Origin of the sequence: Staphylococcus gallinarum, assembly GCF_029774255.1 — a bacterium.
GTDB lineage: Bacteria > Bacillota > Bacilli > Staphylococcales > Staphylococcaceae > Staphylococcus > Staphylococcus gallinarum.
Window position 1 is genome coordinate 1,735,978 of the sequence record NZ_CP069082.1, and the last position, 26,264, is coordinate 1,762,241.

A 26,264-nucleotide genomic window follows, 5' to 3' on the forward strand; every position below is an offset into this window, starting at 1 on the left:
ACAATCATCATGCAAAAGTGTAATTAAAATTACAACTTTTTTATAACATTTTTATAAATCGGCCTTTTATTTCAACCATTGACAATTCAATGGTTTTATTCCATAAACATGCCACCATTAACATGAATTGTTTGGCCTGTGATGTATTTTGCCTTATCTGAAGCTAAGAACGCAACAGTATTGGCAATATCTTTATCTTCACCAAAACGTGCTAATGGAATTTGATCTAACATTTGCTCTTTAAGCTCATCACTTAATGCATCCGTCATATCAGAAACAATGAAACCTGGTGCAACTGCGTTTACTGTGATACTTCTAGAAGCTAATTCGCGGGCAACAGATTTCGTCATACCAATAACGCCAGCTTTTGTTGCTACGTAATTTGTTTGACCTGGATTACCAACGGCACCTACCACACTTGATAAGTTGATAATGGCACCACTTCTTTGTCTAAGCATTTGTGGTGTTACCTTTTGAATACAGTTAAATACACCTTTTAAATTTGTATCAATAACGTCGTCCCATTCTTGTTCCTTCATTCTCATAAGTAAGTTGTCACGTGTAATACCAGCATTGTTGACTAGTACGTCCACTGAGCCAAATTGACTTACAACTTCTTTAATCATTGCTTTAACTTCATCACCATTGGCAACGTTGGCTTGTATCGCAAAACTGTCTACACCTTTTGCTTTAATTTCTTCGACTACTGCGTCAGCTTTGTCTTTACTGCCCGCATAGTTCACGGCTACATTGTATCCTTCATCAGCCAATTGTAGTGCAATACTTCGACCTATACCTCTTGATGCTCCTGTTACTAATGCGCTTTTAGTCATTTTCATTCCACCCTTTTACGTCTTCTAATGTTTGAATTGAAGTTACTTTTACATCTCTGTTTATTTTTTTTATTAAACCTGATAATACTTTACCCGGTCCGATTTCTATAAAATGATCAACGCCTTGTGCGATCAACCATTCAGTCGATTCAATAAATTGAACTGGAGAATATAATTGTTTAATCATATTGGCTTTAATGATATTAGCATCTGTTTCTCCTTGTGCATGTACATTTTGAACCACTGGAAACTGTGCATCGTGCCATTCAAATTGATCTACATATTGTGCAAAGTCATCTTCAATCACTTGCATCATTGAAGAATGAAATGGCCCAGAAACTGCTAGAGGTAATACACGTTTCGCACCTCTAGATTTCCCTTCTGCTACTAATTGATCAATTAACGTTTTATGACCTGAAACCACAATTTGACCTGGCGAATTGATATTAGCAGGTTCAATAACTTCATCAGCTGTTGACAAATCTTTACAAATTGCGTTTACTTCATCAAAATCTAAACCAAGCACAGCTGCCATACTACCAACACCATCTGGAAAGGCTGCTGCCATCAATCGACCACGTTTGCGCACAATTTTCACAGCATCTTCAAATTTTAATACGCCGCTTGCAACTAAACTCACATATTCGCCTAAACTATGACCCATTGTATAGTCTGCATCAATATTTTCCAAAGCACTCAGCAAAGCTGAACTATGTGTTAATAATGCAGGTTGTGTATTTTCAGTTTGACCCAGTTTCTCATCTGAATCTGTAAACATCGTTTCTAATAAGTCAAAATCCACAGCAGATTGTGCTTCATTTAATATTGCAGTTGCCGCTTCGTTCTCATTGTATAAGTCACTTGCCATTCCGACCTTTTGTGATCCTTGACCCGGAAAAATTATAGCTGTTTTACTCATTTTCTGCACCTACCGTTTCTTTCATTGTTTGAACAATTCGTTGTTCACCAGCAATTTTTGCTTGTTTGATAGCAGAATAAAATGCCTTTGCACTAGAACTACCATGTGCTTTTACTACTGTACCATTTAAACCTAACAAGACCGAACCACCATATTCTGCATAGTCCATTTTAGTCATTAATTGATTTAAATCTTTACGTAAAATTAAAGCAGCCATTTTATTTTTAAAACTACTTAACAATGTAGATTTAAACATTTTTCCTATAGATTTAGCAACACCTTCGAGATTTTTAAGAATCATGTTACCTGTATAACCATCAGTTACTACTACGTCTGCTACATCTTGCATTAAGCCTTTCGCTTCTACATTTCCCGCAAACTTAAATACTTGTTGCTCAGCCATCAATCCGTAAGCTTTTTTTGTTAAACTATTACCTTTTGCAGCTTCAGTTCCAATATTTAACAATCCAACTGAAGGATGTTCAATGCCACGAATCTTTTGCGCATAGATATGTCCTAATTGTGCATATTGTAATAAATGTTCTGGTTTAGCTTCCGCATTCGCACCAACATCCATAAACACAAACCCTTTACCTGAAATTGTAGGTAATGTTACTACCAATGCTGGTCGTTCTACACCTTTAATTCGCCCAACAATAAACAAACCTGCAGACATGAGCGCACCAGTGTTACCTGCAGATACGCACCCTTCTGCTTCACCTGATTTAACAGCTTCTGCCATTTTTACCATTGAACTATCTTTTTTACGTTTGATTGCGCGTACTGGCTCATCTTCCATAGTAATTTCTTCTGTACAATGTCTCACTTCAACTCTTTCATGTTGAATTGTACACTGAGCTTCATCACCGAATAAAATGATTTCTAAATCACTAAAATCATTTACCGCTTTTTTTACGGCATCTAAAACGATTTGTGGTGCATCATCTCCACCCATCATATCAATAGCTAATTTAACCATCTTGCTCATCCTCACTTATATAATACATTTTAAATGTACCCTTAAATACCAATGCATCTTTTACATATGAATTTACTTGTATTATAAAGTACTTACTTGTACTTTCAATTACGTGTGCTTCTGCACGTACTGTATCATTTAATTTTACTGTTTTTAAAAATTCTACATTACTTTCTTTCGTCAACACACTTGATTTATGTATAAGTGCCACACAAAGCGAATTTGCTTGTGCAAATAATACATGACCACGTGCAATTTGGTTTCTGGTAAATACTGAATCCTCGTCAATATCGATAATAGAAGTTGCTTCACGATTTGGTTGGACATTAATGACGTCCCCAATAATTTCACTGCCGTCGATTGAACGGATACGGTCGTGATTTTTCCTAGCAACTGTCTTGATTCTCTTTCGCAATTCCGGAATATTCAAGTATGTACGGTCCAACCTGATTGTTTGAATACTCACTGAAAACAACGTACTCAAATCCAAATCAGTAATAAAGGGATTTTTTTCTATTTCTTTTTTTATAGCTTCGCGTCGTTCTTGTTTTTTTAACTTCATTTTGCTCAACCCCTACTTTTTAGTACCAAGTCTTAAACATTCCTCACATATCATAACACTTTCTATTTGTTCTACTCAACAAATATCATTATTATCTTTAATTATTTTTCACAATTACTTTTTTAGTAAAGTAGCAAGTAAATAAATTTAGTAACTTAATATTTTTTTCTAAATGATATAGCCATTTTTAACAATAGAAAAATTACAAATTTATTAATCTTTAATTATTTTTAAAATAGTTATTGATTTTAACTAATATTAATTGCATAATGATAAGCAATTCATAAATAAAATATTAATTTGCTTTTTAATAATTTCGGAGGTATTTAAATGAAAAAATTTTTACTCGCAACATTGGCATCGAGTGCAACGATTGCATTGTTAAGTAATACCGTTGACGCTAAAGAGACATCAGCAAGGCAAACGATAACTGAAAGTCAATTAAAGCATCTAGATGATATAAACGTTACAAGCAACCAAGATATTGAAAAATTACTGCAAGATAATGCACAAAAATTAATTCAGAATAAAACGAAAGCTAAAGATGAGAGTTATGTTCGTTCTGCATTTGATCAGTATCATGTCGTTAAGAAAGAAGCTGATCAATCAGGTTCAACACACTATACGCTAGAACCAAATAAAGACAACGTAACAGCGTCTGATAGCCGAATTAAAGTACATGTAAATAACGATAATAAAGTTACTTTAATTAATGGTAATTTAGATAAGCCAAAAATCGAAACAACGAATAAAGTTCAATTATCTAAAAACGATGCAGAAGATAAAGCTCTCTCAGCCTTAGGCATCGATAAAAATAAAATTAGTAATATTAAAGGATATCCTGTTATTAGTGATAATAAACTTGATATTAATAGTGATAAGAAAAAACTTGTTTACGATGTTGAGATTAACTACATACACCCTAAACTTGCACATTGGAAAGTCCAAATTGACGCAAATACAGGTGACGTAATTCGAAAACAAAACTTAATCGAACATGCTAGTGCTACAGGTAAAGGTACAGGCGTAAATGGCGATGTGAAATCACCTTTAAATATTACAAACACACTAGGTAAATATACCTTACACGATACATCTCAAGATACTGAAATCGAAACGCGTTCAGCAAATAGTACTGAATCATTATCATTACCAATTATCAATGGTTCAACTAATTTCAATAAAGATAATCAAAAAGCTGGTGTCGATGCACATTATTACGCTAATTCAGTCTATCACTATTACTTAGACAAGTTTAATCGCAAAAGTTTAGATAATAATAATAAAAAAATTGATTCTGTAGTACATTATGGAAAGCAATATAATAATGCCGCATGGACTGGTCAATATATGGTTTATGGTGATGGAGATGGCAAACAATTTGCACCTCTATCAGGTGCTAAAGATGTAGTAGCTCATGAATTAACACACGCAGTAACTGAAAATACTGCAGCACTTGAATATCATGACCAACCTGGAGCTTTAAATGAATCATTCTCAGATGTCTTTGGCTATTTCAATGATCCTGATAATTGGTTGATGGGAGAAGATGTGTATACACCAGGTAAAGATGGCGACGGATTACGTAGTCTATCAAATCCAGAGAAATATAATCAACCTGCTAATATGGCTGATTATTATAAAGGCACAGACGATGAAGGCGGCGTACATATCAATAGTGGTATCCCTAATAAAGCTGCTTATCTAACTATAAAATCAATTGGCAAATCAAAAGCAGAACAAATTTACTATTTAGCATTAACACAATACCTAACACCTAAATCACAATTCACTGATGCAAAAGCCTCATTAAAAGGGGCTGCAAATCAATTATATGGTGATAATAGTACTGAAACACAAGCAATTGAAAAAGCTTGGAATGATGTAGGCGTTACAGACTAGTAACTGACAATTTGAAACATATTTTCTAATTTAAAAATGCCACGCCCAAAGATTGAATTAATCTTTGGGCGTGGCTATATTTATATTCCTCTATTGCACTTATTTATTCACATCATAATTTCGATTAAGCACATGTTTAGCATATCCATTACATACTAAATCACTACTAGTCAAAGCTCATATATAATAGATTATCTTGAATAAATGTCCTTAATCGCTCATATTGCGGTTCAAAGAACGCACCAGATTGGATTAACTCAGCAGCTTCATCCCTTGCAACTTCAAGCATTTTATAATCTTCAACTACATTGGCTACGAGGAAATCAGGCAGTCCACTTTGCTTTACACCAAAGAAATCACCAGGACCACGCATTTCTAGGTCTCTCTCACTCAATTCAAAGCCATCTGTCGTTTGAGTCATGATATTCATTCTTTCAATTCCTGTTTCAGTTTTCGGAGAAGCAATTAACACACAATAACTTTGATGTTCACTTCTACCAACACGACCACGCAACTGATGTAATGTAGACAACCCAAAACGATCAGCATCATAGATCATCATAAACGTAGCATTGGGTACATTGACTCCTACTTCGACAACAGTAGTTGATACTAAAATATCAATCTCATGATTACTAAATCGTTGCATCACTTCATCCTTATCATCAGATGATAACTTACCATGTAAGAGCCCTACTTTTCCTTCACCATAATATTGTTCTAATGATTCATATAGTGCTACTACGTTTTGTACGTCTTCTAAATGCTCAGAACTTTCAATCAAAGGACAAATGACATAGGCTTGTCGCCCTTTTCTTAATTCAGCTGTCATTTGATTTAACACACTGTCATACGCTTCATGCTTAGACCATGAGGTAATAATTGGCTTTCTTCCTTTTGGTAACTGCTTTATTGAGGATACATCCATTTCTCCAAAGACAGATATTGCCAATGTTCTAGGTATTGGTGTGGCAGTCATAAAGAGTACATTAGTCATCGCACCCTTTTCTCTTAATAATTGTCGCTGATTCACACCAAAGCGATGTTGTTCATCCGTAATTACCAAACCAATATTATGAAATATAACATCATCCTGTATTAATGCATGTGTCCCTATAATACAATCGATTTCATTATTTTCAAGTTGTTCTAAAAGTAGTTTTCTTTTTTTCCCCTTTACCGATCCAGTAAGCAGTGCTACATTCATGCGATCACCAAATATTTCAACTAAACTTTCAGCGTGTTGTTCTGCTAAAATTTCAGTTGGCACCATCAATGCAGACTGATAACCCGCTGTTTTTAAAGCATACATACAAATAGCTGCAACCACTGTTTTACCTGATCCAACGTCTCCTTGTAGTAAACGGTGCATGCGTAATGGTGCCTTTAAGTCTCTGAAAATTTCATTCACACTATTTTTCTGAGCATCCGTTAATTCAAATGGTAAATCTTTAATGAATTGTTTGACTAATTCAATATCATAATCTACTTCGATCGCTTCATCTGATGTTTTTTCAATTCGATTCAACCACTGCATTCTCAATTCAAACATAAATAACTCAGTAAAGGCATATGTACGCCTTGCTTTAAGCAATGATTGTTTATCAGGAGCAAAATGCAACGCATGTAATGTATCATTTAATGTTTCTAATTTATATTTTGCTCTTAACTTATCTGATAGCCACTCATGAATTGTAACTTCACCCAAAACCTGTCGAATCATTTCTCTTAAAGGTTTCTGTTTGATACCTTCTTTTATTCGATATACCGGTTCAAATTGAGTCTCTGATTCACTACTTTGAGTAAAAAACATCCGCATTCCATTGATTTCTTGTTTACTACGGTTCCATTTACCTTTTACTGTAACCATACCGTGCAATTCTATTTTTTTCTTTAAATACGGTTGATTAAAAAAAGTACACTTAACCGCAATATGATTTACCATAATATGCACAGTCAATTTAGATTTATTTCTACCAAAAAAAGCGACAGTAGGCGTTGAATAAACTTCACCCACTACTGTCACTGTCGCCAGATCTTCCGCCTGATTTAAATCTATTACAGTATTATCATCATAGCGTGTCGGTAAATATAATACTAAATCTTCTACCGTATAAATATTCAATTCATTTAGTACAGCCAAACGTTTAGGTCCTAAACCCTTTATCTGTGCTAAAGGGAAAGGACTATCTATTAAGTTGATTTTCGACATTTTAATCACCAAATATTTCTTGTTTTAATCGTTGGCCTGTAGGTGTACCTGCTAGACCTCCTCTTCCAGTTTCACGCAGAGCAGATGGCATCGTTTGGCCAATCTTATACATTGCTTCAATAACTTCATCCGTAGGTATTCTTGAAGTCACGCCAGCTAATGCCATATCGGCAGACACGATTGCATTTGAAGCGCCAGCGGCATTTCTTTTTACACATGGCACTTCAACTAAACCTGCAACTGGATCACATACTAAACCTAGCATATTTTTCAAACAAATTGCAAAGGCTTCGGCAGATTGTTGTGGCGTTCCACCTGCTAATTCAACTGTTGCACCAGCCGCCATTGCAGCTGCAGAACCTACTTCAGCTTGACAACCACCAGCAGCCCCTGAAATGGATGCATTATTAGCTACGACAAAGCCGAATGCACCAGAAGTTAATAAGAAATTTAACATATCCTTTCTACTAGGTTCTAGACGAGGTTTTAAACCAAATAATACACCTGGTACAACTCCCGCAGAACCTGCAGTAGGCGTTGCACAAATTTTCCCCATAGCTGCGTTAACTTCGTTAGTTGCAACTGCTTTACTTACAGCATCTAATAACGTTGGCCCTGCCAATGACTTACCTGATTTAATGTACTCTTGTAATAAGACTGCATCTCCACCAGTTAATCCTGTTGTAGAGGTTACACCTTTTAGTCCTTCTTCTAAGGCATTTTCCATTGTTTGTAAATTTTTATCCATATGAGCATATATTTCTGCTTCTGATAATCCTGTAACTTCCATCTCTTGCTCTAACATAATTTCGTGAATTTTTTTATTTTGTGATTCACATAATGCAATTAATTCTTCCACACTTTTAAACATGTAATAACCTCCATCATGCGTCTCCCATGAGTGAAACCGTCACTACACCATCGACGTTTTTAATTTTTTCTATTATTTCATCGTTAATCGCATCATCTAACTCGCAAGTCATTAATGCTTGGTCTCCTTTTTCTTTTCTTGAAACTTGCATACTACCAACATTAATACTTGAATCTCCTAAGATATTTGCTACACGTCCGATTGTTCCAAAAGTATCCTTATGGAATACTAACAATGCAGGATAATTACCGCTAATAGCAATGTTAAATCCATTGATAGCTACAACTTCAATTTTACCTCCACCTATTGAGACACCTTCAACCGAAATTTCCTTTTCACTATCTCTCATATTAATAATCGCCGTATTTGGATGCGATCTTTCTTCAGCCATCTCAATAAAGTTAACCTTGACACCCATTTCTTCAGCCGTTTCTAAACTTGTCCGTATTCTATCATCATCTGTATCATAGCCAAGCAAACCACCGACTAATGCTACATCTGTACCATGACCTCTATATGTTTCCATAAATGAACCATATAAATAGATATCTACTTGCTTAGGTAGATAATTAAATAAATCACGCGCTACAAGTCCGATTCTAACCGCGCCTGCTGTATGAGAAGAAGATGGGCCGACCATTGTAGGACCGATAATATCAAAGACTGTTTTATACTTCATAATTTATACCCCACTCTTATTTTTAATGTTTCTAATGTGTTGCGCTTACATTTTTGAACGTTGCTATTATTATAACAACTTACTAATCGTTTATAAACCAATTCCGGTTGTAATAATCACTTAAAAACTAAAGCATATTATAGCGCACAATTAATTGTGCACTTATAAGCAAAGCCAATAGTTAATAATAATGGAATTTACTTTTGCAATCAATATGCTAACACATAAAAATATACGCAATTAGATTAATACATCTAACTACGTATATTATGTACCTTACTTTTTAATAGTCTACCTTCACTATTCTACCGAAAATAAATATGGATAAACGGGTTGATCTCCTTGATGAACATCAAGTTCAACATCTTCATAATTTGCTTCTACCCATGATACAATCGCTTCTGTTTCTGATTGATTCGCCTCCGCACCAACTATAAGTGTGACAATTTCACTATCTTCAGCAATCATCGTTTCTAATAAACTTTGCGCTGCATCAATTAACACTGGGTTGCTAGTTACAATTTTATCCTCAATCAAGCCCATAAATTCATCTTTCTTAATTTCAATGCCGTCTATTTTTGTATCACGTACAGCATATGTAATTGCACCCGATGATACCACACTAAGTGTTTCGTTCATACGCGCTTTATTATCTGACAATGAATCTGCTTCATCATAATTGAATAAAGCCGCAATACCTTGAGGTATCGATTTACTTGGTACGACTACCGCTTCAGCATCTACAATGCTAGCTGCTTGTTCGCTCGCCATCATTATATTTTTATTATTTGGTAATATAATTGCACGTTTACATTTAGATTGTTCAATTACTTTAACAATGTCCTCTGTTGATGGATTCATCGTTTGACCACCACTTATAACATGCGTTGCGCCCATTGATTTAAATAACTCAGAAATACCATCACCCATTGAGATGGTAATCACTGCCGTTTCGACTTCATGTGATGCAGTGTTGTTTGATGAATTGCTCTCTTCTTTTTTAACAACTTCTCGATGTTGTTCACGCATATTTTCCACTTTAAGCTTTATCAATTCACCATATTGTTGACCGTAATTGAATACATCACCAGGTTTTTCAGTGTGTACATGAACCTTAACAATTTCATCATCATTAATTACGAGTAAAGAATCTCCAAATGCACTCATGTCATTTCTAAATTGTTGTTCATCGAATGCTTTTTTATCTTTACCAAAGCGTACCATCATTTCTGTACAATAGCCGAATTCAATATCCTCTGTATTAATTACACCATGAAAATCATGTGCTTCATTGACTAATGTGTCTTTATCTAATTTTGTAACTTGTGCATCTATTGTTTCGCCTTTTAATGCACTTAAAAAGCCTTCATAAACAAGTACTAAACCTTTACCACCACTATCTACTACACCTACTTCTTTAAGTACAGGTAATAGATTCGGTGTATTTTCCAAAGATTTTTCGGCTTCTGCTACGATAAATGACAATAATTCTATACAATCCGTTGTTTCTGTAACTTTTGCTTGAGCTGCTGCTCCTGCATCTCTTGCCACTGTCAAGATTGTGCCTTCAACTGGCTTTAATATCGCTTTATATGCAGTATCTACCCCTGCTTGAAAGCTATCTGCTAATTGTTGTGCATTAATCACTTCTAAGTCTTCTAGCTGTTTACAAAATCCTCTGAAAATCTGAGATAAAATAACACCAGAATTACCTCTTGCCCCCATAAGTAATCCTTTAGAAAAAGTTTTACCTAATTCTCCTATATGTTGAGATAAATTTTGCTCTACTGCTTCTCTACCTGATGTCATTGTTAAATTCATATTCGTCCCTGTATCACCGTCTGGTACTGGGTAAACATTTAATGAATCAACTAAATCCGCATGATTTGATAAATTTTGCGCTCCTTGAATTATCATTTCAGCAAATAATTTACCATTAATTTCGCTAACCATTGTACGTTATCCTCCTAGTTTTTCACGCCATTATTCACTCGTACACCTTGTACAAATATATTAATTGAGTTTACTTTTACTTTTAATGTTTGTTCTACTGTATATTTTATTGTTGATTGTAAATTGCTTGCGACTTCAGAGATTTTTGTTCCGAAACTCACAATGATATACATATCTATATTTACTAAACCATTTTCTTCCTTAACAATAATTCCCTTTGCATAATTATCGTATCCTAAAATTTCTGCTATGCCATCTCTAACTTGTTGTCTAGAAGCCATGCCTACAATCCCATAACATTCTACTGCTTTACTGCCTACGACCGAAGCTATTACCTCATTTGAAATGTCTATACTACCATAATCATTCGTGATCTCTAATGTCATCTTTATAGGCCTCCTAGTAATTTGTTATTAAATCATATTTAATTTGCTTCTGATGATAATTTATTATATTTATCCACATTGTACAATTATAGCATAAATTGATTTTAACAAAAGCATTACTGTTATAAAACAGTAATTTTTTTCATGAAAATATTGCTATATAAAAATATCTATGGTACATTATTTGAGTATGTAGTAGATACGTGTATTTATATTTATTAAAGGAGGTACTTTCATGGGCAAACAATGTTTCGTAACAGGTCGTAAAGCTTCAACTGGAAACAATCGTTCACACGCTTTAAATTCTTCTAAAAGAAGATGGAATGCTAACCTTCAAAAAGTTAGAATTCTTGTAGACGGAAAACCTAAAAAAGTTTGGGTTTCTGCACGTGCTTTAAAATCTGGTAAAGTAACTAGAGTTTAATAAATATAATGCACGAAAAAGACCAGTCCTTATGTGGAGGATTGGTCTTTTTTTATTTATTTTATTGTAAAGTTATGACTTATCTCTACTACGAATCACTAATACATTGCCTTTAAAAATCTCAATCTTTCCAAAATCATCAGCTATTTCATTAGAAATCGTTAACGTAGAGCCCTTTAACAAAGTTTCATGATCTAAATTATATTTGAAATGAGTTAGTGAAATTTCAGTTGGTACTGTTGTTGGTACAAATGAGATATATGGTAACGTTGGATTGCGCTTTACAAAATGTTGCCCCGCCGACAAATAGCGAATCTCATTGCAGTCATCAATTAACGCTATTGTTAAGTCTTGCATTTCAAATTCAGGCTTTTCTAAAATTTGGATTGCACCTAAAAAATGATCTAATCTGCCACCCGTGGCACCATATATTTCAATTTCCCTATAACCATAGGCTATTGCTTGTTCCACACCCAATGCTAAATCCGTATCATCCTTTTCCGGATTCAACGGATTAAGTGTGATTTGCCGTTCAATCAAAGCACGTTCATCCTCATTTATAGAATCAAAGTCTCCTACCGCAAATTGTGGTGTGATCTTATGTTCAATTAATACTAATGTCCCACGATCAATCCCTATCCATCGCTCATTAGACTTTCTCTTTAAAATATCAATTGGTAAATTTCTATCCCCACAAAGCAAGTTGACTTTCATCTTTATCAACCTTTCAACAATTTAGTAACTTGTTTATAATCATCTTGTTTAAAGAAATAAGAGCCAGCAACTAGCATCGTTGCGCCATGTTCAATTACATTTTTAACGGTTTCATTATTTATACCACCATCTACTTCTATATCAAAATCGAGTTCCATTCTATCTTTAATAGAAGTTAATTGATCTAATTTTTCGATGCTATCACTGATAAAGCTTTGTCCTCCAAACCCAGGATTTACAGTCATCACTAAGACATAATCTACCATTCTAATAACTGGCAATATTGCATCTACAGGTGTGCCAGGGTTTAATACCACACCTGCCTTTATATTTTGCGATTTGATTTGTTCAATCACTCTATGAATATGCGGCGTTGCTTCTACATGTACAGAAATCATGTCTGCACCATGTTGTGCAAATAAATCAACATATTTCTCAGGTTCCTCTATCATTAAATGCACATCAATAGGTAATTTTGTCCCTTTTCTGACCGCATCCAAAATAGGAAGACCAATCGATATATTTGGTACAAATCGCCCATCCATAACATCGAAATGTACACCATCGACGCCTGCTGCTTCTAAATCCTTTAATTCTTGTTGTAAATTTAAAAAATCTGTTGATAATAAAGATGGATATAATTTTGCCACTAGTATCTTTCCTTTCTATTTGCTATCTCATTGAATAGTTGTACATAATGATCATATCTAAATTGTGCAATATTACCCAATTCAACTTCGGATTTTACCTGACATTTCGGTTCCTTGATATGATTACAATTTCTAAATTTGCACTGTTCACCGAATTCATTTATCTCTAAGAAATAATGTTTTACTTCGTCTTTTTGTATATGATCAAAATCCAATGCACTAAATCCAGGGGTATCAGCTATAAAGCCATTTGACCTTTCATATAATTCAACATGTCGCGTTGTATGTCTTCCTCGATTCAGTGATTTAGATATATGTTGTGTCTCTAATTCTAATTCTGGAAAATAATGATTGAGTAATGTCGATTTTCCAACTCCAGATTGTCCACTTAACACAGCTAATCCTGAACCCCATGCTTGAAACACATCATTAACATCGTCGTTAACACCTATAAATTGTGTTTTATAACCTATTGCTTCGTAAATAGCTAGATTCTGTTTAATCTGACTCGCAATAGTGTCAGTAGTTAAATCCTTTTTCGTTACTAAAATACGCGGACGCAAATGATATGAATGTGCAATAACTAAAAATCGATCTAATAATTGTGTTGAAAAATCGGGCTCCACCGCACTCATAACAATAATGAGATGATCAATATTACTTACAGGTGGCCTCTTCAATTCATTCTTTCTATCATGAACGTGGTGAATATAGCCTTCAGTTACATTCTCCACTTCAAAATCTACGACATCACCAACAATAGGTGAAAATTTATTTTTCCTAAATAATCCACGCGGCTTTGTATCATATAGTTCTCCATCTACATCTACACGATAAACGCCACTAATTGATTTTATGATGCGACCTGTCTTCACTTAGGCACCCCTCTTTTAAATACTATTACTTTATATATTATAGCAAAGCAAATTCATTTTAAATATGAATAAAGCATCTTTATAGAAAATTCATACATTTCTTTTTTAGTATGCTAAGAATTTAATCGTAAAAATTGACTATAATCATAGATTGATTACAAAAAGCATTCTCATATGGTACAACTTTCGAACTATATCACTACACAATTATACAAATACTTTAATAACTTTGTATTATCACACTAAACCATGAGCCTATTTTCATATAATTAAATACTGCTTTGAAATCACTATGACAATGAGACATATTAAACATTTTTATCTCAATAAATAACAAAAGCACCTAGAATAGTTTGATATTGAAACCAAACTGTTCTAGGTGCTTTATTTAAAGGCGATTTATATTCTAAAAATCATAAGGAATATCTTTATCTGCAACTATTTTATTATCAACACGAATTGTGTAACCTGCAGTCTTTCCTTTTTCAATCGTCATCGGAATTTTAACTGTCTTGTTATCTTTAATCTTGAAAGTTTGTGCAGCCGAAGTACCTGGATTGTCTTTATCTCTGATATATACTTTAACTTCTTGTGCTTTATCATCCTTACCTGAATATGGCACTTGATATGTCTCTGTATATTCTTTTGTTGCCTCTTCGTCTTTATCCTCAGATTTATCTTTGTCATCGTCCTTATCTTGATCATCATCTTTATCATCTGCTTTAGGAGCACCAGAAGATACTGTAAAGGCAATCGTAGAACCTTCATCTACTTCTTCAGCTTTTGGAGATTGACTAATAACATTACCTTTTTTAATCTTATCGTGTTCTTGTTCTTCATTGACTACAACTTTAAAGCCTTTACTTTCTAAAGCTGATTTTGCAGATTTAAATGATTTTTTCTCATAATTAGGAACATAAACTTGTTTCACACCTAATGATTCTATTAGTTGTATGCCACTATCTTTAATCTTCACTTTATCGCCAGGATTAATATTTTGATCTTCTATTAAACCTTTAGCAGTATTATTTTTAGTATAGCGCGTATCTACTTTCACATCATCGATACCCAGTTTTTTCAAACGATCAAGTGCTTCATCTTTAGAAACACCATACAAACTTGGCATTTCAACCATTTTCGGGCCTTTTGATAAAATGAGATCAACTTTACTATTTTGTTCAAGTCGTTCGCCCTTTTCCGGGTTTGTTTTAATGATTTTATTTTCTGGATATTTATCACTATATTCACGTGAAATCTTTCCTAGTTCTAGCTTATTGTCATTAAGTATTTTCTCTGCTTGCTTTTCTGTTTTGCCCGATAAATCTGGCGTTTCAAGATATTTATTGCCAAACATCCCCATTGCCATAAACCCAAACAAGCCAAATAGTAATAATACGAGTATCCCTGCATAGATAATCTTTTTACGTTTTGAGCGCTTTTTGGCTGGGACTGCATAAAATGGTTCTTCACTCGATTGAAACGCTTGCTGATTGACAATTGGAATTTGCATTGTTTGCTTTAAATTCTTATTTTTGTCTTCTTTTGTTTTGTTCGCCAACTCCGTTTTATCAATTGCGATGGTTTTCGTATTTGTTTCATCAGATTGATATGTCGGTTCTGATTGTCTTGACGAAGATAATGCTGTGTCTAAATCTACTTCCATTTCATTTACAGTTTGGTAGCGATCTCGTTTATCCTTTTCAGTAGCTTTTAAGACAACGTTGCTCAAGGATTGTGGCACCTCTGAACGTTGTTCTGTAGCATTCGGCATAGGATCTTGAATGTGTTTAATTGCTATACCAACTGCAGTTTCTCCTGAAAATGGTGGTTTCCCGACTAACATTTCATACAAGACTACACCTATAGAATAAATATCTGTGCCATTATCCGTCATTTCTCCACGTGCTTGTTCAGGAGAAAGGTATTGAACCGTACCTAAAACATGATTGGTTTGTGTCATCGTGGTTTCACTTAACGCTTTAGCGATACCAAAATCAAGTATTTTCAATGTTAGATCATCAGTGACAAGAATATTTTGTGGTTTAATATCCCTGTGCACAATCTGAGTTTCATGTGCATGTTTAATTCCATCAATAATCTGCTTTGTAAATGAAATAACCGTTTGTAAATCAAGCGGTTTATGCTGTTGAATATACTCTGCCAAAGTAGGACCTTTAATATATTCCATTACTAAAAAGAAATTTTCATCATTTTCTGTTACATCAAAAACGTTAACAATATTATTATGCGATAACTGACTTAAGTTATGTACTTCACGCTCAAAACGCTTGATCGTCGCTTCCTTTTCCCCAGGAGGAATTCGAATTGCTTTAATCGCAACATTTCGGTCGAGTATTGAATCTTCAGCAAGATAGACTGTACTCATTCCTCCACCACCAAGCTTCTTAATCACTTTGTAGCGTTCATTTATTAAGTTGCCTATCATACTTTATCTCCTTCAATCTCAGCCAATATTACACTAACATTATCATTAGAATCATTAGCTAAAGCTAAGTTAATTAAATTCTGTCCATGTTGCTCTAAGGTATGATCTGTCATCAATTCTTCTTGTATTGCTTGATTCAAGGTGAAATCAGTCAATCCGTCAGAATTTAACAATAGATAGTCAAAGAACTTCGTTTTTTTAACAAAGACATCAGGTGTCACTAATTTATCCGTTCCCATAACCTTAGTAATAATATTTCGTTGTGGATGGTGAAATGCTTCTTCTGGAGTGATTTGTCCCATCATCACTAAGTGATTAACAAAGGAATGGTCATTTGTTATTTGTTCAATTTCTCTACTGTTGACCAAATATGCTCTAGAATCTCCAACATTGGCCACAACGATAAAATGATCAAAAACCAATGCACAAACACATGTAGTTCCCATACCTTTGTATTCAGGATTTTCTACTGATTGTCGATACAAGTCACGATTGATTGCTTTCAAAGTAGTTCTCAACCATGTTTCAGCTTGCTCCTCTTCTATTAGGTTTTCAGCTTCAAAGCGACGTTTTAACTCATCTGTTACAAATTGACTCGCAACTTCCCCTGCTAAATGACCGCCCATACCATCACATAACACTAATAATTGTTGCTCAGTTTGATTGTAAAAAACGCCACCTGCATCTTCATTTTTATCACGATATCTTCCCATGTCAGTAAAAAAATGTGCTTTTAGCATGTCACTACCTCGTTTCTACTTTTCGTTCCTTTGCTCTAAGTTGCCCACAAGCAGCATCAATGTCTGCACCTTGTTCACGGCGAATCGTTGCATTAATACCTAATCGTTTTAATTCTTTTTCAAATTTAAAGATATCTTCTTTTGGTGTTTTAACGTAATTTCTTTCTGGCACGTGGTTTACAGGTATTAAATTGACGTGACAGTTTAACTTCTGAATTAAATGCGCTAACTCTCTCGCATGCTCCACCTGATCATTAACGCCTCCAAATAAACCATACTCAAATGTTACACGTCTATTTGTTTTTTCTTGATAATATTTAATTGCTTCCATCAGTTTTTCAACATTATAAGCTCTATTAATCGGCATTAATTGTGAACGAATTTCATCTTTAGCGCCATGTAAACTCACTGCAAAATTAATTTGTATATCTTCTTCTGCAAAATCATAAATACGTGGAATAATTCCTGAAGTAGACACGGTAATATGGCGTGCGCCAATATTTAAACCATTATCATGATTCACTATTTTCAAGAAATCCATCATTTCATCGTAGTTTTCAAACGGTTCACCAATACCCATGATAACGATTTGAGAAACACGTTCATCTGTTTCATCTAATGCCTTTTGAACAGTTAGTACCTGTGAAACGATTTCTCCAGCTTCAAGGTTACGCTTTAGACCCCCAAGTGTAGACGCACAGAATGTACATCCAATTCGACAACCTACTTGTGTTGTAACACATACAGAGTTCCCATATTCATGACGCATCAACACTGTTTCAATTGTGTAGCCATCTTGTAATTCGAAGAGGAATTTTATTGTACCATCTCGACTTTCTTGTTTAACAACAGTTGTAAGTGTCGTCATTGCAAAGTTATCTTTTAAAATTTCTCTTAATTCTTTTGATAAATTTGTCATTTCATCAATACTATTTACACGTTTTTCATATAACCATTCAAAAATTTGTTTCGCTCTAAACTTTTGTTGACCATGGTCTTGTAACCAATTTTGCATTTCGTCATATCTTAATGAATAAATGGATTGCTTTTCAAAATTGGGAAGAAACTTATTCTTTTTCTTCTTCTCTGCAGTAATCATATATTAATTTTCCTTTCTTTTAATCCTAGTTATGAAAAAGCCATCTGAGTTAAAGTCTTGAGGTAATATTTGCATGGTTTTTACTTTTTCGCCAGTTATTGGATGTTCAAATCCATCAAATTCAAAGTCTTTATTTTCTTTTAAAAATGTATAAATTACATTTTCATTTTCTAATTGTTCTATTGTACACGTAGAGTAAACTAAAGTTCCACCAGGTTTCAAATTATGTTTAACATTATTCAAAATCTCCAACTGAATCTCTACTAAAGCATTGATTCCGTTTTGCGATTGTTCATATTTAATTTCAGGTTTATGTCTTAAAACACCCAAACCACTACATGGTGCATCAACTAAAATCTTATCATACACTTTATCATATTTTTCAGTCGCATCATGTTGAAAAGCAGAAATGTTAGATAATCGTAATTTTCTAATATTAAAATCAATCAAGTCAATTTTATGTTCGTGGATATCTGTGGCATCTACATGACCCGTTTGATTTAAAACTTCTGCGATATGACATGCTTTTCCACCGGGTGCACTACACGCATCAAGCACCATATCACCTTCATTGATATCCATGAGTTCCGCAACAAACATTGAACTCTTATCTTGGATAGATACTAGACCATCTTTAAACATACGTGATTCAATAATCGGTTTTCCACTTACATGTAAACAAATATCTAAATCTCTATCTTGTTCAACAATATAGTCATCATCAACTAAGCGTCTTATCGCATCATCTATTGAAATTCTTGTTAAATTTACTCGTACAGTCTGACCTACTTTTGTTAAATAAGAGGTAGCAATCGCTTCTGTTTTTTCTATACCAAAATGTGTTGTCCAGTGATCGACTAACCATTTAGGCAAGCTATATTGCAAGGCAATACGTTTCTTATCATCAGCAATTTCACTAAAATCAGGTAACTCGCTGCGCATTACATTTCGTAATATACCATTAACAACGTTACCATTATGTGGTCCACCTTTGTATTTTGCAATATTTACGGCTTCATTTATTATGGCATGTTCAGGTATCTTATCTAAGTATACATATTGATAAATACTCATCCATAGTAATTGTCTGACCCAACCTTTTAATTTTGTTTGGACAAATGGTTTCAAGATATAATCTAAGGTATATTTTCTCTTCAATGTCCCATATACCAATTCAGTCAATAAGCCTTTATCCGCTCTAGTCATCTCATATTCAGATAAAACCTCATTGATAACAATATTACTATATGCTTTATCATTTAATATGTCTTGCAATGTCTCAAATGCTAAGCTTCTTACATTTATTTCAGATGTCATGTTAATACCTTCCCGACTAATGATGTTTGAACACCACTTAAATAGTTAGCAGCTAGCATACGTTTTTTTCCTGATACTTGGATATCAGTTAAAGCAATCGCATCATTTGATCCTGTAGCTACAATTATTGCTTTTTTAGTTGTTTCTATAATTGAACCTGGCTCGCCTGATTTCCCTTTTTCAATATGAGCGGCAAATACCTTCAAATTACCATCTTCAAATTGTGTATAGGCAACAGGCCATGGAGATAAACCTCGAATGTGATTGTAAATCGTTTCAGCAGATGCAGTCCAATCAATTTTCTCATCTTCTCTACTAATATTCGATGCGAATGTTGCTTTATTATCATCTTGTGGAATACTATCATTTGTACCATTTATAATAGAAGGCAATGTCTCTTTTAGTAAATCTGCACCTAAAAAGCTCAACTTATCATGCATTGTTCCAACATTATCTTGTGATTCAATTTCAATTTCACTCTGTGAAATAATATTACCAGCATCTAACTTTTTCACCATATACATAATTGTAATTCCTGTTGTTGGCTCACCATCAATTATAGCTTGATGTATCGGTGCACCACCTCGATATTTAGGTAATAAAGATGCATGTACATTGATAGCTCCAAGTTTAGGCGCCTTTAATAAAGACTCAGGTAATAATTGTCCGAATGCAGCTGTGACAATTAAATCTGCATTTAGGTCAATTAGAGTTTGTAAATCTTCAGAGTCTGATAATTTTTCTGGTTGATACACTGGGATACCATGTTGTACAGCAACTTCCTTAACCGGTGGTGGTGTTAGTTTACGCTTTCTTCCTACAGGTCGATCAGGCTGTGTTACAACCGCTATCACGTTATGTTCCGCAATTAACATTTCCAATACCTTTGTTGAAAAATCAGGTGTACCCATAAATATAATTTTACTCATTGTCAAAAAACGCCTCCACTTCAGCTTCAGATAATATTTTTTCTGCCTTATCCGTAAATAACTTACCTTCAAAATGATCAACCATATGGAGTATCATTCGAGCCACATCATCATATGCAGTCATTTCAACTTCATTACCTTGTTTATCGTTAGCCTTTATCACGATCATCTTGCTTCTTGTCACATTTCCATAAACATTAGGTAGACTTACAGAGCCCTCTAAATCCGTCACTTGTTCATTTGATTCATTAATTATTACTGGATTAATTAATTGCAATAAACCATCGATTTCCATATCTATAATCGCTACTTGTTGGTCAATACCAATTTGAGGTGCACAAAGTGCCGAAGCTTCCAAATCATACATTGTATCTTCCAAATCTAGTAACAATTGTTCTAATTCTGAATCAAAAGTTGTAACTGGTGCTATTTGTTTCTTTAAAATAGGATGTTGGTCACTAACAAGTCGTTTAATCGTCATCGAATCGGCTCCTTATAAAAATTCATCAAACTATTATAACTTATTTTAACTAAAAATGCATTACGCATATTCTAAACACGCAATAAATTCAATAACAATCTGCACGTTATTATTACTATTTTTTCTACGAACTATTGTCAAGTCATCATCTCATTAGTCAATCATACAAGCGAACATGTATTGTTTTATTTTTAAAAATAACTAAAGCTCGCCAGATTGAATTCTGACGAGCTTCATTATGTAGTATTAAATTCTACAGATTATTTTCATTTTTATTATCATACAGATAAGCGTTTAATCTGATTACCTTCAGCATCAAAATTTTCTAATGCTAACCAGTCTTCCATTATCATTTTGAGTGTTGGCCATTCAACATCTAACATGGAAAGCCACACGGTATTTCTATTTCTATTTTTATAAATGACATGATTTCTAAAGGTACCTTCATATTTAAAGCCTAAACGTTGTGCTGCTTTAATAGATGGTTGGTTAAGCGAATCACATTTCCATTCATATCTCCGGTACCCTAACGTTTCAAATATATAGCCTGCCAATAAATAATGGACCTCTGTTGCAATTCTAGTTCTTTTCATCTTATTGGAAAAATGGACATGTCCCACTTCAATCGAAGCATTTTTTGGATTAATACGTAATAACGATAATAAACCAAGTGCTTCATTCGTATTATGGTCGACAATTGCAAAGAAATATGGATCTGTTGAGGCAATACGTTGTTCAATATATGCTTGAAACTGTGTATAATTTTGAGGTTGCTCATCTGGTAAATATGTCCAATTCGGTAAATCTTCTGGCGTGCTGAAATGATCAAATAAATCATCTACATGTTTCATGTCTAATTTTTCCAATCTACTATACTGTCCAGTTAAAGTTTGTACATTTGGAAATTCAGGCATATTAAATTCACGTAAAGCCTCACCAATTGGTTGGTCAAATTCATTATAATTCATTTACTTATCTTTCCCCTTTTTCTTTAGGTTCAAGTAATATAGCAAAATTCAAACGAAGTCATCTCCGTTTTATATAACGCTTGATTTATAAGGAAAACTATAACCATTCGTTACCTAAACACTAAAATTAGTTCCTATAATCATTCCACCTTTAACTGTAAAGCGAAATATAAAAATAGGCAATTATTTTTGTGTTAGATCAGATCGTCTGTCGTAGTATTAAAAAATTCAGCTAAAATTTGTACTTCTTCGTTTCCTAATTTAACCTTCTTAGTCTCAATTTGTTTAATGACTTCAGGACTTAATTTGGTATTATATAATGATGCTAAACGATTCGATAATTCTTCAATACTTAATCCAATCGCTTCTCTATTACTAAGTAAACTCATAAGCACAGCCCCTCATACATATTATTTGATTGAAAATCAGTTAACATATTTATGACGTTTAATTCATTTAATATCTAAAAACCACCTTAAAAAATATGAATACAATTTATATTGTTCTCGTTAATATTTAATATAACTGTAATTACAAATAAATGCAAACTAAAATTTGATATTTTTTTTATAAATTCATAAGAAAGTTGACTTAATCCTTATAATTTTAGTCGGTTTTATTTATTTTAAAATGTATTAAAATAAATAGCAAGGTTAATTAGAAATTATTTTAAGATTTTATTACCCTCATTTTAAAATACGAGAAACAATAAAAAACAACTCACTTTTATTAAATCATTAAAGTGAGTTGTTTAAACTTAATTATATTTAATTTTCTTAAACAGTATTATCTAATAGTGATTTAGTGGATTAACTAATCATTAATTAATAATTGTAGCGTTTTTATTACTCCACTCTCATCATTATTTTTTGCAATCAAATTAGCTTGTGCTTTTAATTCCGGGTATGCGTTATCCATTGCGACTTTATATTTCGCAGCTTTAAATAGGTCAATATCATTTAATCCATCTCCAAAAGCAATCGTTTCTGAAATTTCGATGCCTAAATGTTCTTGAATTTTATTTATAGTTGTTCCTTTATTGATTCCTTGCTTCGTAATATCAATCCAACTATCTTCTGAAGCAATGATATATACATTCGCATAACCTTTCGCAAGTAGTTGTGCAGTATATTTACATTTTTGTTGTGCATCATGTACTGTAATCTTTAAAAAATCATCTTTAATTTCTTCAAAACTTTCAATAAGGGTAACATTATGATAAGAACCACGAACAATTTGTAATTCGGAAGGATTCAAGTTATTTAATACAAATGCCGTCTCATCCGTACAGGCGATAATTGTCTGTGCTTCATCTATATGTCTTAAATCATCTATTATCTTTTTCCCTAAACGATTTTCGATTGCAGCTTTATATAGTACTTGCTTGTTATATTTAATTTTAGTTGCGCTATCACCAATAATATATACATCATTCGTGTGTTCACCTATTAACGCCTCAACCCTTTCACACTGTTTTCCCGTACAAAAAACAAATTTAATATCTTTTTCTGTCATTTGATTTTTGAGCAGGTGAAAACTTTCCCTATCAAAGGTACCTTCATTATTAAGAAATGTGCCATCCATATCTGTAACGACGAGCTTTAAATTCATAGAACCCCTCCAATAATTAAATAGTTACAATTTAATTATACCGGTATAATTATCTGAACTCAAACTATTTTTTTCTTTTATAAATGTTCTAATAAAAAAGACCTAACCCTAAGTTGCACATCTTTGATATGTTTCCATAGGTTAGATCCTCTATTACCATAATTTATTTTAATTATTTCAAGTCTTTCTGTAAGTCGGCAGTTGAATGAACTGTCTGTCCTTTTTTCTGCCCTTTTTATATTTTCGTTAACTCCCAAACCCCTTATAACTACTGATAACAAAGCATTTATAACACTAAATTACATCATCATATTAGGATTTATGTCAATTTTTAAAGACAACTTTTCTTTAATATATTGGTCATGATAATAATCATCTAAATATTTTAAGGCATTATGCAAAGCAATTTCACTTTTATATTTTACTAATATTTGAAAGCGATATTCGTTATTGATACGAGCTAAGGCCGCTGGAGATGGTCCAAGGACAAATGCTTTTTCTGACAAATGTTGTAATAAAATCTGATGAATATGTTTTGATGCTTCCATTACTTTTTTCATATCCTTATGCGCAATCGTAAAATTAATTAAGAAAAAGTAAGGTGGATATTTCCCTAACTTTCTATAGTTCATTTCCTTTTCAAAAAAGGCCTGATAATCATTCGCTTGTACGTCTTTAATTGCATAATGATCTGGATTATAAGTCTGAATAATGACTTGCCCTTCTTTCTCATGTCTGCCTGCACGACCAGAAACTTGTGTCAACAATTGATACGTCCGTTCACTAGCTCTGAAATCTGGCAGATTTAACATTGTATCAGCATTTAATACACCTACCAAGGTTATATTGGGATAGTCTAAACCTTTGGCTATCATTTGTGTCCCAAGTAAGATATCTCCATTACCAGCTTCAAAATCATTTAATAGTTTTTCATGTGCCCCTTTACGTGAAGTTGTATCGACATCCATTCTTATAATCCGGGCATCATTAAAGGTATCTTGTAATAATTCCTCTACACGTTGTGTACCTGTACCAACTTGTCTAATATGTTCACTTTCACAACTCGGACAAATATGAGGTGCTGCTTCTTGATGTCCACAATAATGACATTTCAATTGATCCGTAGATTTATGATAAGTCAATGAAATATCACAATTCGGACATTGTGGCACATGACCACAATCCCTACATAACATAAACGAAGCATAACCACGTCGATTCAAAAACAATACAATTTGTTCATTGCGATCTAATCTTAACTGGATTGCTTCTTTAAGTTCTGTAGAGAACATCGAACGATTTCCAGAACTCAATTCTTCTCTCATATCTACAATATTTATTTCTGGCATAGCCTGTTGATTTACTCTATTCGGTAGTGAAAGTAGTTTATAGACATCTTTTTCAGCACGGGCAAAGCTCTCTAAACTAGGTGTTGCACTGCCTAAGACAAGTGGACATTGATGATATTGACTTCGCCATTCAGCGATATCACGTGCATGATATCTCGGATAGTCTTCTTGTTTATAAGAGGATTCATGTTCTTCATCAATAATGATCATCCCCAGTGATTTAAATGGCGCAAAAACGCTAGATCTCGCCCCTACACTTACACTTGCCTTACCGTCTCTAATCTTTTGCCATTCATCGTAACGTTCACCCTTTGACAAACCAGAATGAAGTACGGCTACCTCATCACCAAATCTACGCTTAAATCGCAATACCATTTGAGGTGTTAACGCAATTTCAGGAACAAGCATCATTGCTTGCTTTCCTGATTGTAATACCTGTTCTATTGTTTGAAGGTATACTTCTGTCTTGCCCGATCCAGTTACGCCATGTAACAAGAATGTTCGTTGCGTTCCAGATTCAATAGTTTTGGAGATGGCATCATATGCCGCTTGTTGATCTTGAGTTAGTTGTTGCTTCTTATCTTGTTCGAACACATTTGTTTCAAATGGATTACGTTCTACAATAGTTTCGAACTTTTCAATGTATCCTTTACGTACTAAAGTATCTACACTTGATTTCGAAAATCCCATCGCTTCAATATCTCTTAGTAGTACGATATGTTGACGTTCATCTGCAAGATAAGCGTATAGTTCATATTGTTTCTTAGATTTTTCTAATGTATTAAGAACGTAATCAATATCAATATCTTCGACGATACGAAGTGCTTTTTGCTTTTTCTTTTTCAAACTTTGCGATAATTCCGTGTGCTCTTGTATTACACCTTTTCTTAATAATGGCAATAATTTATCTAAATCACCATTTGCTTGTGCTGCCTTATATAAATATTGGCCGCCATCATTAAATTGTTGCTTTAAGTGTTCTGGCAATTCATTTATTCTGTCTTCATTAACAATAAAATATTTTGTATATTTTGCCTTTATCGCACTCGGTAACATGACCTCGAGCATCGAAATTCGCTTCGTTACAAAATAAGTATTAAACCAATCCGTCAACTCTATTAACTCTGGTGTTAATTCTGGCGTAATATCTTGGATTTCCTTTATTTCTTTTAACTTTGATATATCTATATCGTTATCTGGATGTTCAGTAATTGCCATAATATAACCTTGTATTGTTCTAGGACCAAATGGTACTACAACACGCATACCAATTTGAATCATCGATTGCATTCTAGAAGGCACGAGATAATCAAAGGTGAAATCTACACTTTTAGAAGGTATATCAACGATTACTTTTGCTATCAT

24 protein-coding genes are annotated in these 26,264 nt (G+C 33.6%); 2 read left to right on the plus strand and 22 right to left on the minus strand.

Translation table 11 applies throughout. From position 1 onward, the window contains the following. Positions 1-95: 95 nt before the first annotated feature. The 4 genes from fabG to fapR are packed head-to-tail and all read right to left on the minus strand — an operon-like array spanning position 96 to position 3,293. A complete protein-coding gene (gene fabG, locus JN168_RS08105; protein WP_042738882.1) occupies positions 96-833 on the minus strand; it encodes a 3-oxoacyl-[acyl-carrier-protein] reductase in 738 nt (245 codons plus the stop codon). Further along, on the minus strand, positions 826-1,752 hold the full coding sequence (gene fabD / locus JN168_RS08110; RefSeq protein WP_279525753.1) for an ACP S-malonyltransferase: 927 nt from the start codon (positions 1,750-1,752) through the stop codon (positions 826-828). The genes fabG and fabD overlap by 8 nt, the downstream gene beginning before the upstream one ends. Further along, complete coding sequence (plsX, locus tag JN168_RS08115) at positions 1,745-2,731, minus strand: phosphate acyltransferase PlsX (RefSeq protein WP_042738884.1); 987 nt, start codon at positions 2,729-2,731, stop codon at positions 1,745-1,747. Before plsX ends, fabD begins: the two co-directional genes overlap by 8 nt. Beyond that, the gene (gene fapR / locus JN168_RS08120; RefSeq protein ID WP_042738885.1) at positions 2,724-3,293 is read right to left on the minus strand and encodes a transcription factor FapR; all 570 of its coding nucleotides are present in this window, start codon (positions 3,291-3,293) and stop codon (positions 2,724-2,726) included. Before fapR ends, plsX begins: the two co-directional genes overlap by 8 nt. Before the next feature lie 330 nt (positions 3,294-3,623). Here fapR and JN168_RS08125 point away from each other — a divergent pair, with 330 nt between their 5' ends. Continuing rightward, complete coding sequence (locus tag JN168_RS08125) at positions 3,624-5,195, plus strand: M4 family metallopeptidase (RefSeq protein WP_279525754.1); 1,572 nt, start codon at positions 3,624-3,626, stop codon at positions 5,193-5,195. Positions 5,196-5,361: 166 nt separating this feature from the next. Here JN168_RS08125 and recG read toward each other — a convergent pair whose 3' ends face one another. The 5 genes from recG to JN168_RS08150 form a co-directional block, all read right to left on the minus strand. Then, on the minus strand, positions 5,362-7,407 hold the full coding sequence (gene recG, locus JN168_RS08130; RefSeq protein ID WP_279525755.1) for an ATP-dependent DNA helicase RecG: 2,046 nt from the start codon (positions 7,405-7,407) through the stop codon (positions 5,362-5,364). 1 nt (position 7,408) lies between these two features. Next, on the minus strand, positions 7,409-8,278 hold the full coding sequence (gene sdaAA, locus JN168_RS08135; protein ID WP_042738888.1) for an L-serine ammonia-lyase, iron-sulfur-dependent, subunit alpha: 870 nt from the start codon (positions 8,276-8,278) through the stop codon (positions 7,409-7,411). A gap of 13 nt (positions 8,279-8,291) precedes the next feature. Next, the gene (sdaAB, locus tag JN168_RS08140) at positions 8,292-8,957 is read right to left on the minus strand and encodes an L-serine ammonia-lyase, iron-sulfur-dependent subunit beta (protein WP_042738889.1); all 666 of its coding nucleotides are present in this window, start codon (positions 8,955-8,957) and stop codon (positions 8,292-8,294) included. 300 nt (positions 8,958-9,257) lie between these two features. After that, a complete protein-coding gene (gene fakA / locus JN168_RS08145; RefSeq protein ID WP_042738890.1) occupies positions 9,258-10,910 on the minus strand; it encodes a fatty acid kinase catalytic subunit FakA in 1,653 nt (550 codons plus the stop codon). Between the two features lie 14 nt (positions 10,911-10,924). Further along, positions 10,925-11,296, minus strand: coding sequence for an Asp23/Gls24 family envelope stress response protein (locus tag JN168_RS08150; protein WP_042738891.1), 372 nt, complete (start codon positions 11,294-11,296; stop codon positions 10,925-10,927). Between the two features lie 235 nt (positions 11,297-11,531). On the opposite strand from JN168_RS08150, the gene rpmB reads away from it, so the two are divergent. Next, positions 11,532-11,720 carry a 50S ribosomal protein L28 gene (gene rpmB, locus JN168_RS08155; RefSeq protein ID WP_002483503.1) on the plus strand — a complete coding sequence of 63 codons (189 nt, stop codon included), beginning with the start codon at positions 11,532-11,534 and terminating at the stop codon, positions 11,718-11,720. 72 nt (positions 11,721-11,792) lie between these two features. On the opposite strand, the gene JN168_RS08160 is transcribed toward rpmB, so the two are convergent. The 13 genes from JN168_RS08160 to priA form a co-directional block, all read right to left on the minus strand. Next, entirely contained in the window at positions 11,793-12,434 is a 642-nt protein-coding gene (locus JN168_RS08160) for a thiamine diphosphokinase (RefSeq protein ID WP_042738892.1), read from the minus strand. 5 nt (positions 12,435-12,439) lie between these two features. Beyond that, entirely contained in the window at positions 12,440-13,084 is a 645-nt protein-coding gene (gene rpe / locus JN168_RS08165) for a ribulose-phosphate 3-epimerase (protein ID WP_042738893.1), read from the minus strand. Then, the gene (gene rsgA, locus JN168_RS08170) at positions 13,084-13,959 is read right to left on the minus strand and encodes a ribosome small subunit-dependent GTPase A (protein ID WP_042738894.1); all 876 of its coding nucleotides are present in this window, start codon (positions 13,957-13,959) and stop codon (positions 13,084-13,086) included. The genes rpe and rsgA overlap by 1 nt, the downstream gene beginning before the upstream one ends. A 406-nt stretch (positions 13,960-14,365) precedes the next feature. Continuing rightward, a complete protein-coding gene (pknB, locus tag JN168_RS08175; protein WP_279525756.1) occupies positions 14,366-16,405 on the minus strand; it encodes a Stk1 family PASTA domain-containing Ser/Thr kinase in 2,040 nt (679 codons plus the stop codon). Beyond that, on the minus strand, positions 16,402-17,145 hold the full coding sequence (locus JN168_RS08180) for a Stp1/IreP family PP2C-type Ser/Thr phosphatase (protein WP_107513119.1): 744 nt from the start codon (positions 17,143-17,145) through the stop codon (positions 16,402-16,404). Before JN168_RS08180 ends, pknB begins: the two co-directional genes overlap by 4 nt. A gap of 4 nt (positions 17,146-17,149) precedes the next feature. Next, complete coding sequence (gene rlmN / locus JN168_RS08185) at positions 17,150-18,244, minus strand: dual-specificity RNA methyltransferase RlmN (RefSeq protein WP_042738897.1); 1,095 nt, start codon at positions 18,242-18,244, stop codon at positions 17,150-17,152. 3 nt (positions 18,245-18,247) lie between these two features. After that, complete coding sequence (gene rsmB, locus JN168_RS08190; protein WP_229367141.1) at positions 18,248-19,561, minus strand: 16S rRNA (cytosine(967)-C(5))-methyltransferase RsmB; 1,314 nt, start codon at positions 19,559-19,561, stop codon at positions 18,248-18,250. Then, positions 19,558-20,490 (minus strand): methionyl-tRNA formyltransferase, encoded by a 933-nt coding sequence (gene fmt / locus JN168_RS08195; RefSeq protein ID WP_042739033.1) that lies wholly within the window; start codon positions 20,488-20,490, stop codon positions 19,558-19,560. The genes rsmB and fmt overlap by 4 nt, the downstream gene beginning before the upstream one ends. Further along, positions 20,483-20,971, minus strand: a complete 489-nt coding sequence (locus JN168_RS08200; RefSeq protein ID WP_042738899.1) for a peptide deformylase — start codon at positions 20,969-20,971, stop codon at positions 20,483-20,485. The genes fmt and JN168_RS08200 overlap by 8 nt, the downstream gene beginning before the upstream one ends. 278 nt (positions 20,972-21,249) lie before the next feature. Beyond that, entirely contained in the window at positions 21,250-21,939 is a 690-nt protein-coding gene (locus JN168_RS08205; RefSeq protein ID WP_229367140.1) for a GNAT family N-acetyltransferase, read from the minus strand. Positions 21,940-22,133: 194 nt separating this feature from the next. After that, positions 22,134-22,328, minus strand: a complete 195-nt coding sequence (locus JN168_RS08210; protein WP_042738901.1) for a helix-turn-helix domain-containing protein — start codon at positions 22,326-22,328, stop codon at positions 22,134-22,136. 424 nt (positions 22,329-22,752) lie between these two features. Further along, positions 22,753-23,550: a Cof-type HAD-IIB family hydrolase gene (locus JN168_RS08215; protein ID WP_229367139.1), complete on the minus strand. Its 798-nt coding sequence runs from the start codon at positions 23,548-23,550 to the stop codon at positions 22,753-22,755. A 299-nt stretch (positions 23,551-23,849) separates the two neighbouring features. After that, complete coding sequence (gene priA, locus JN168_RS08220) at positions 23,850-26,264, minus strand: primosomal protein N' (protein WP_279525757.1); 2,415 nt, start codon at positions 26,262-26,264, stop codon at positions 23,850-23,852.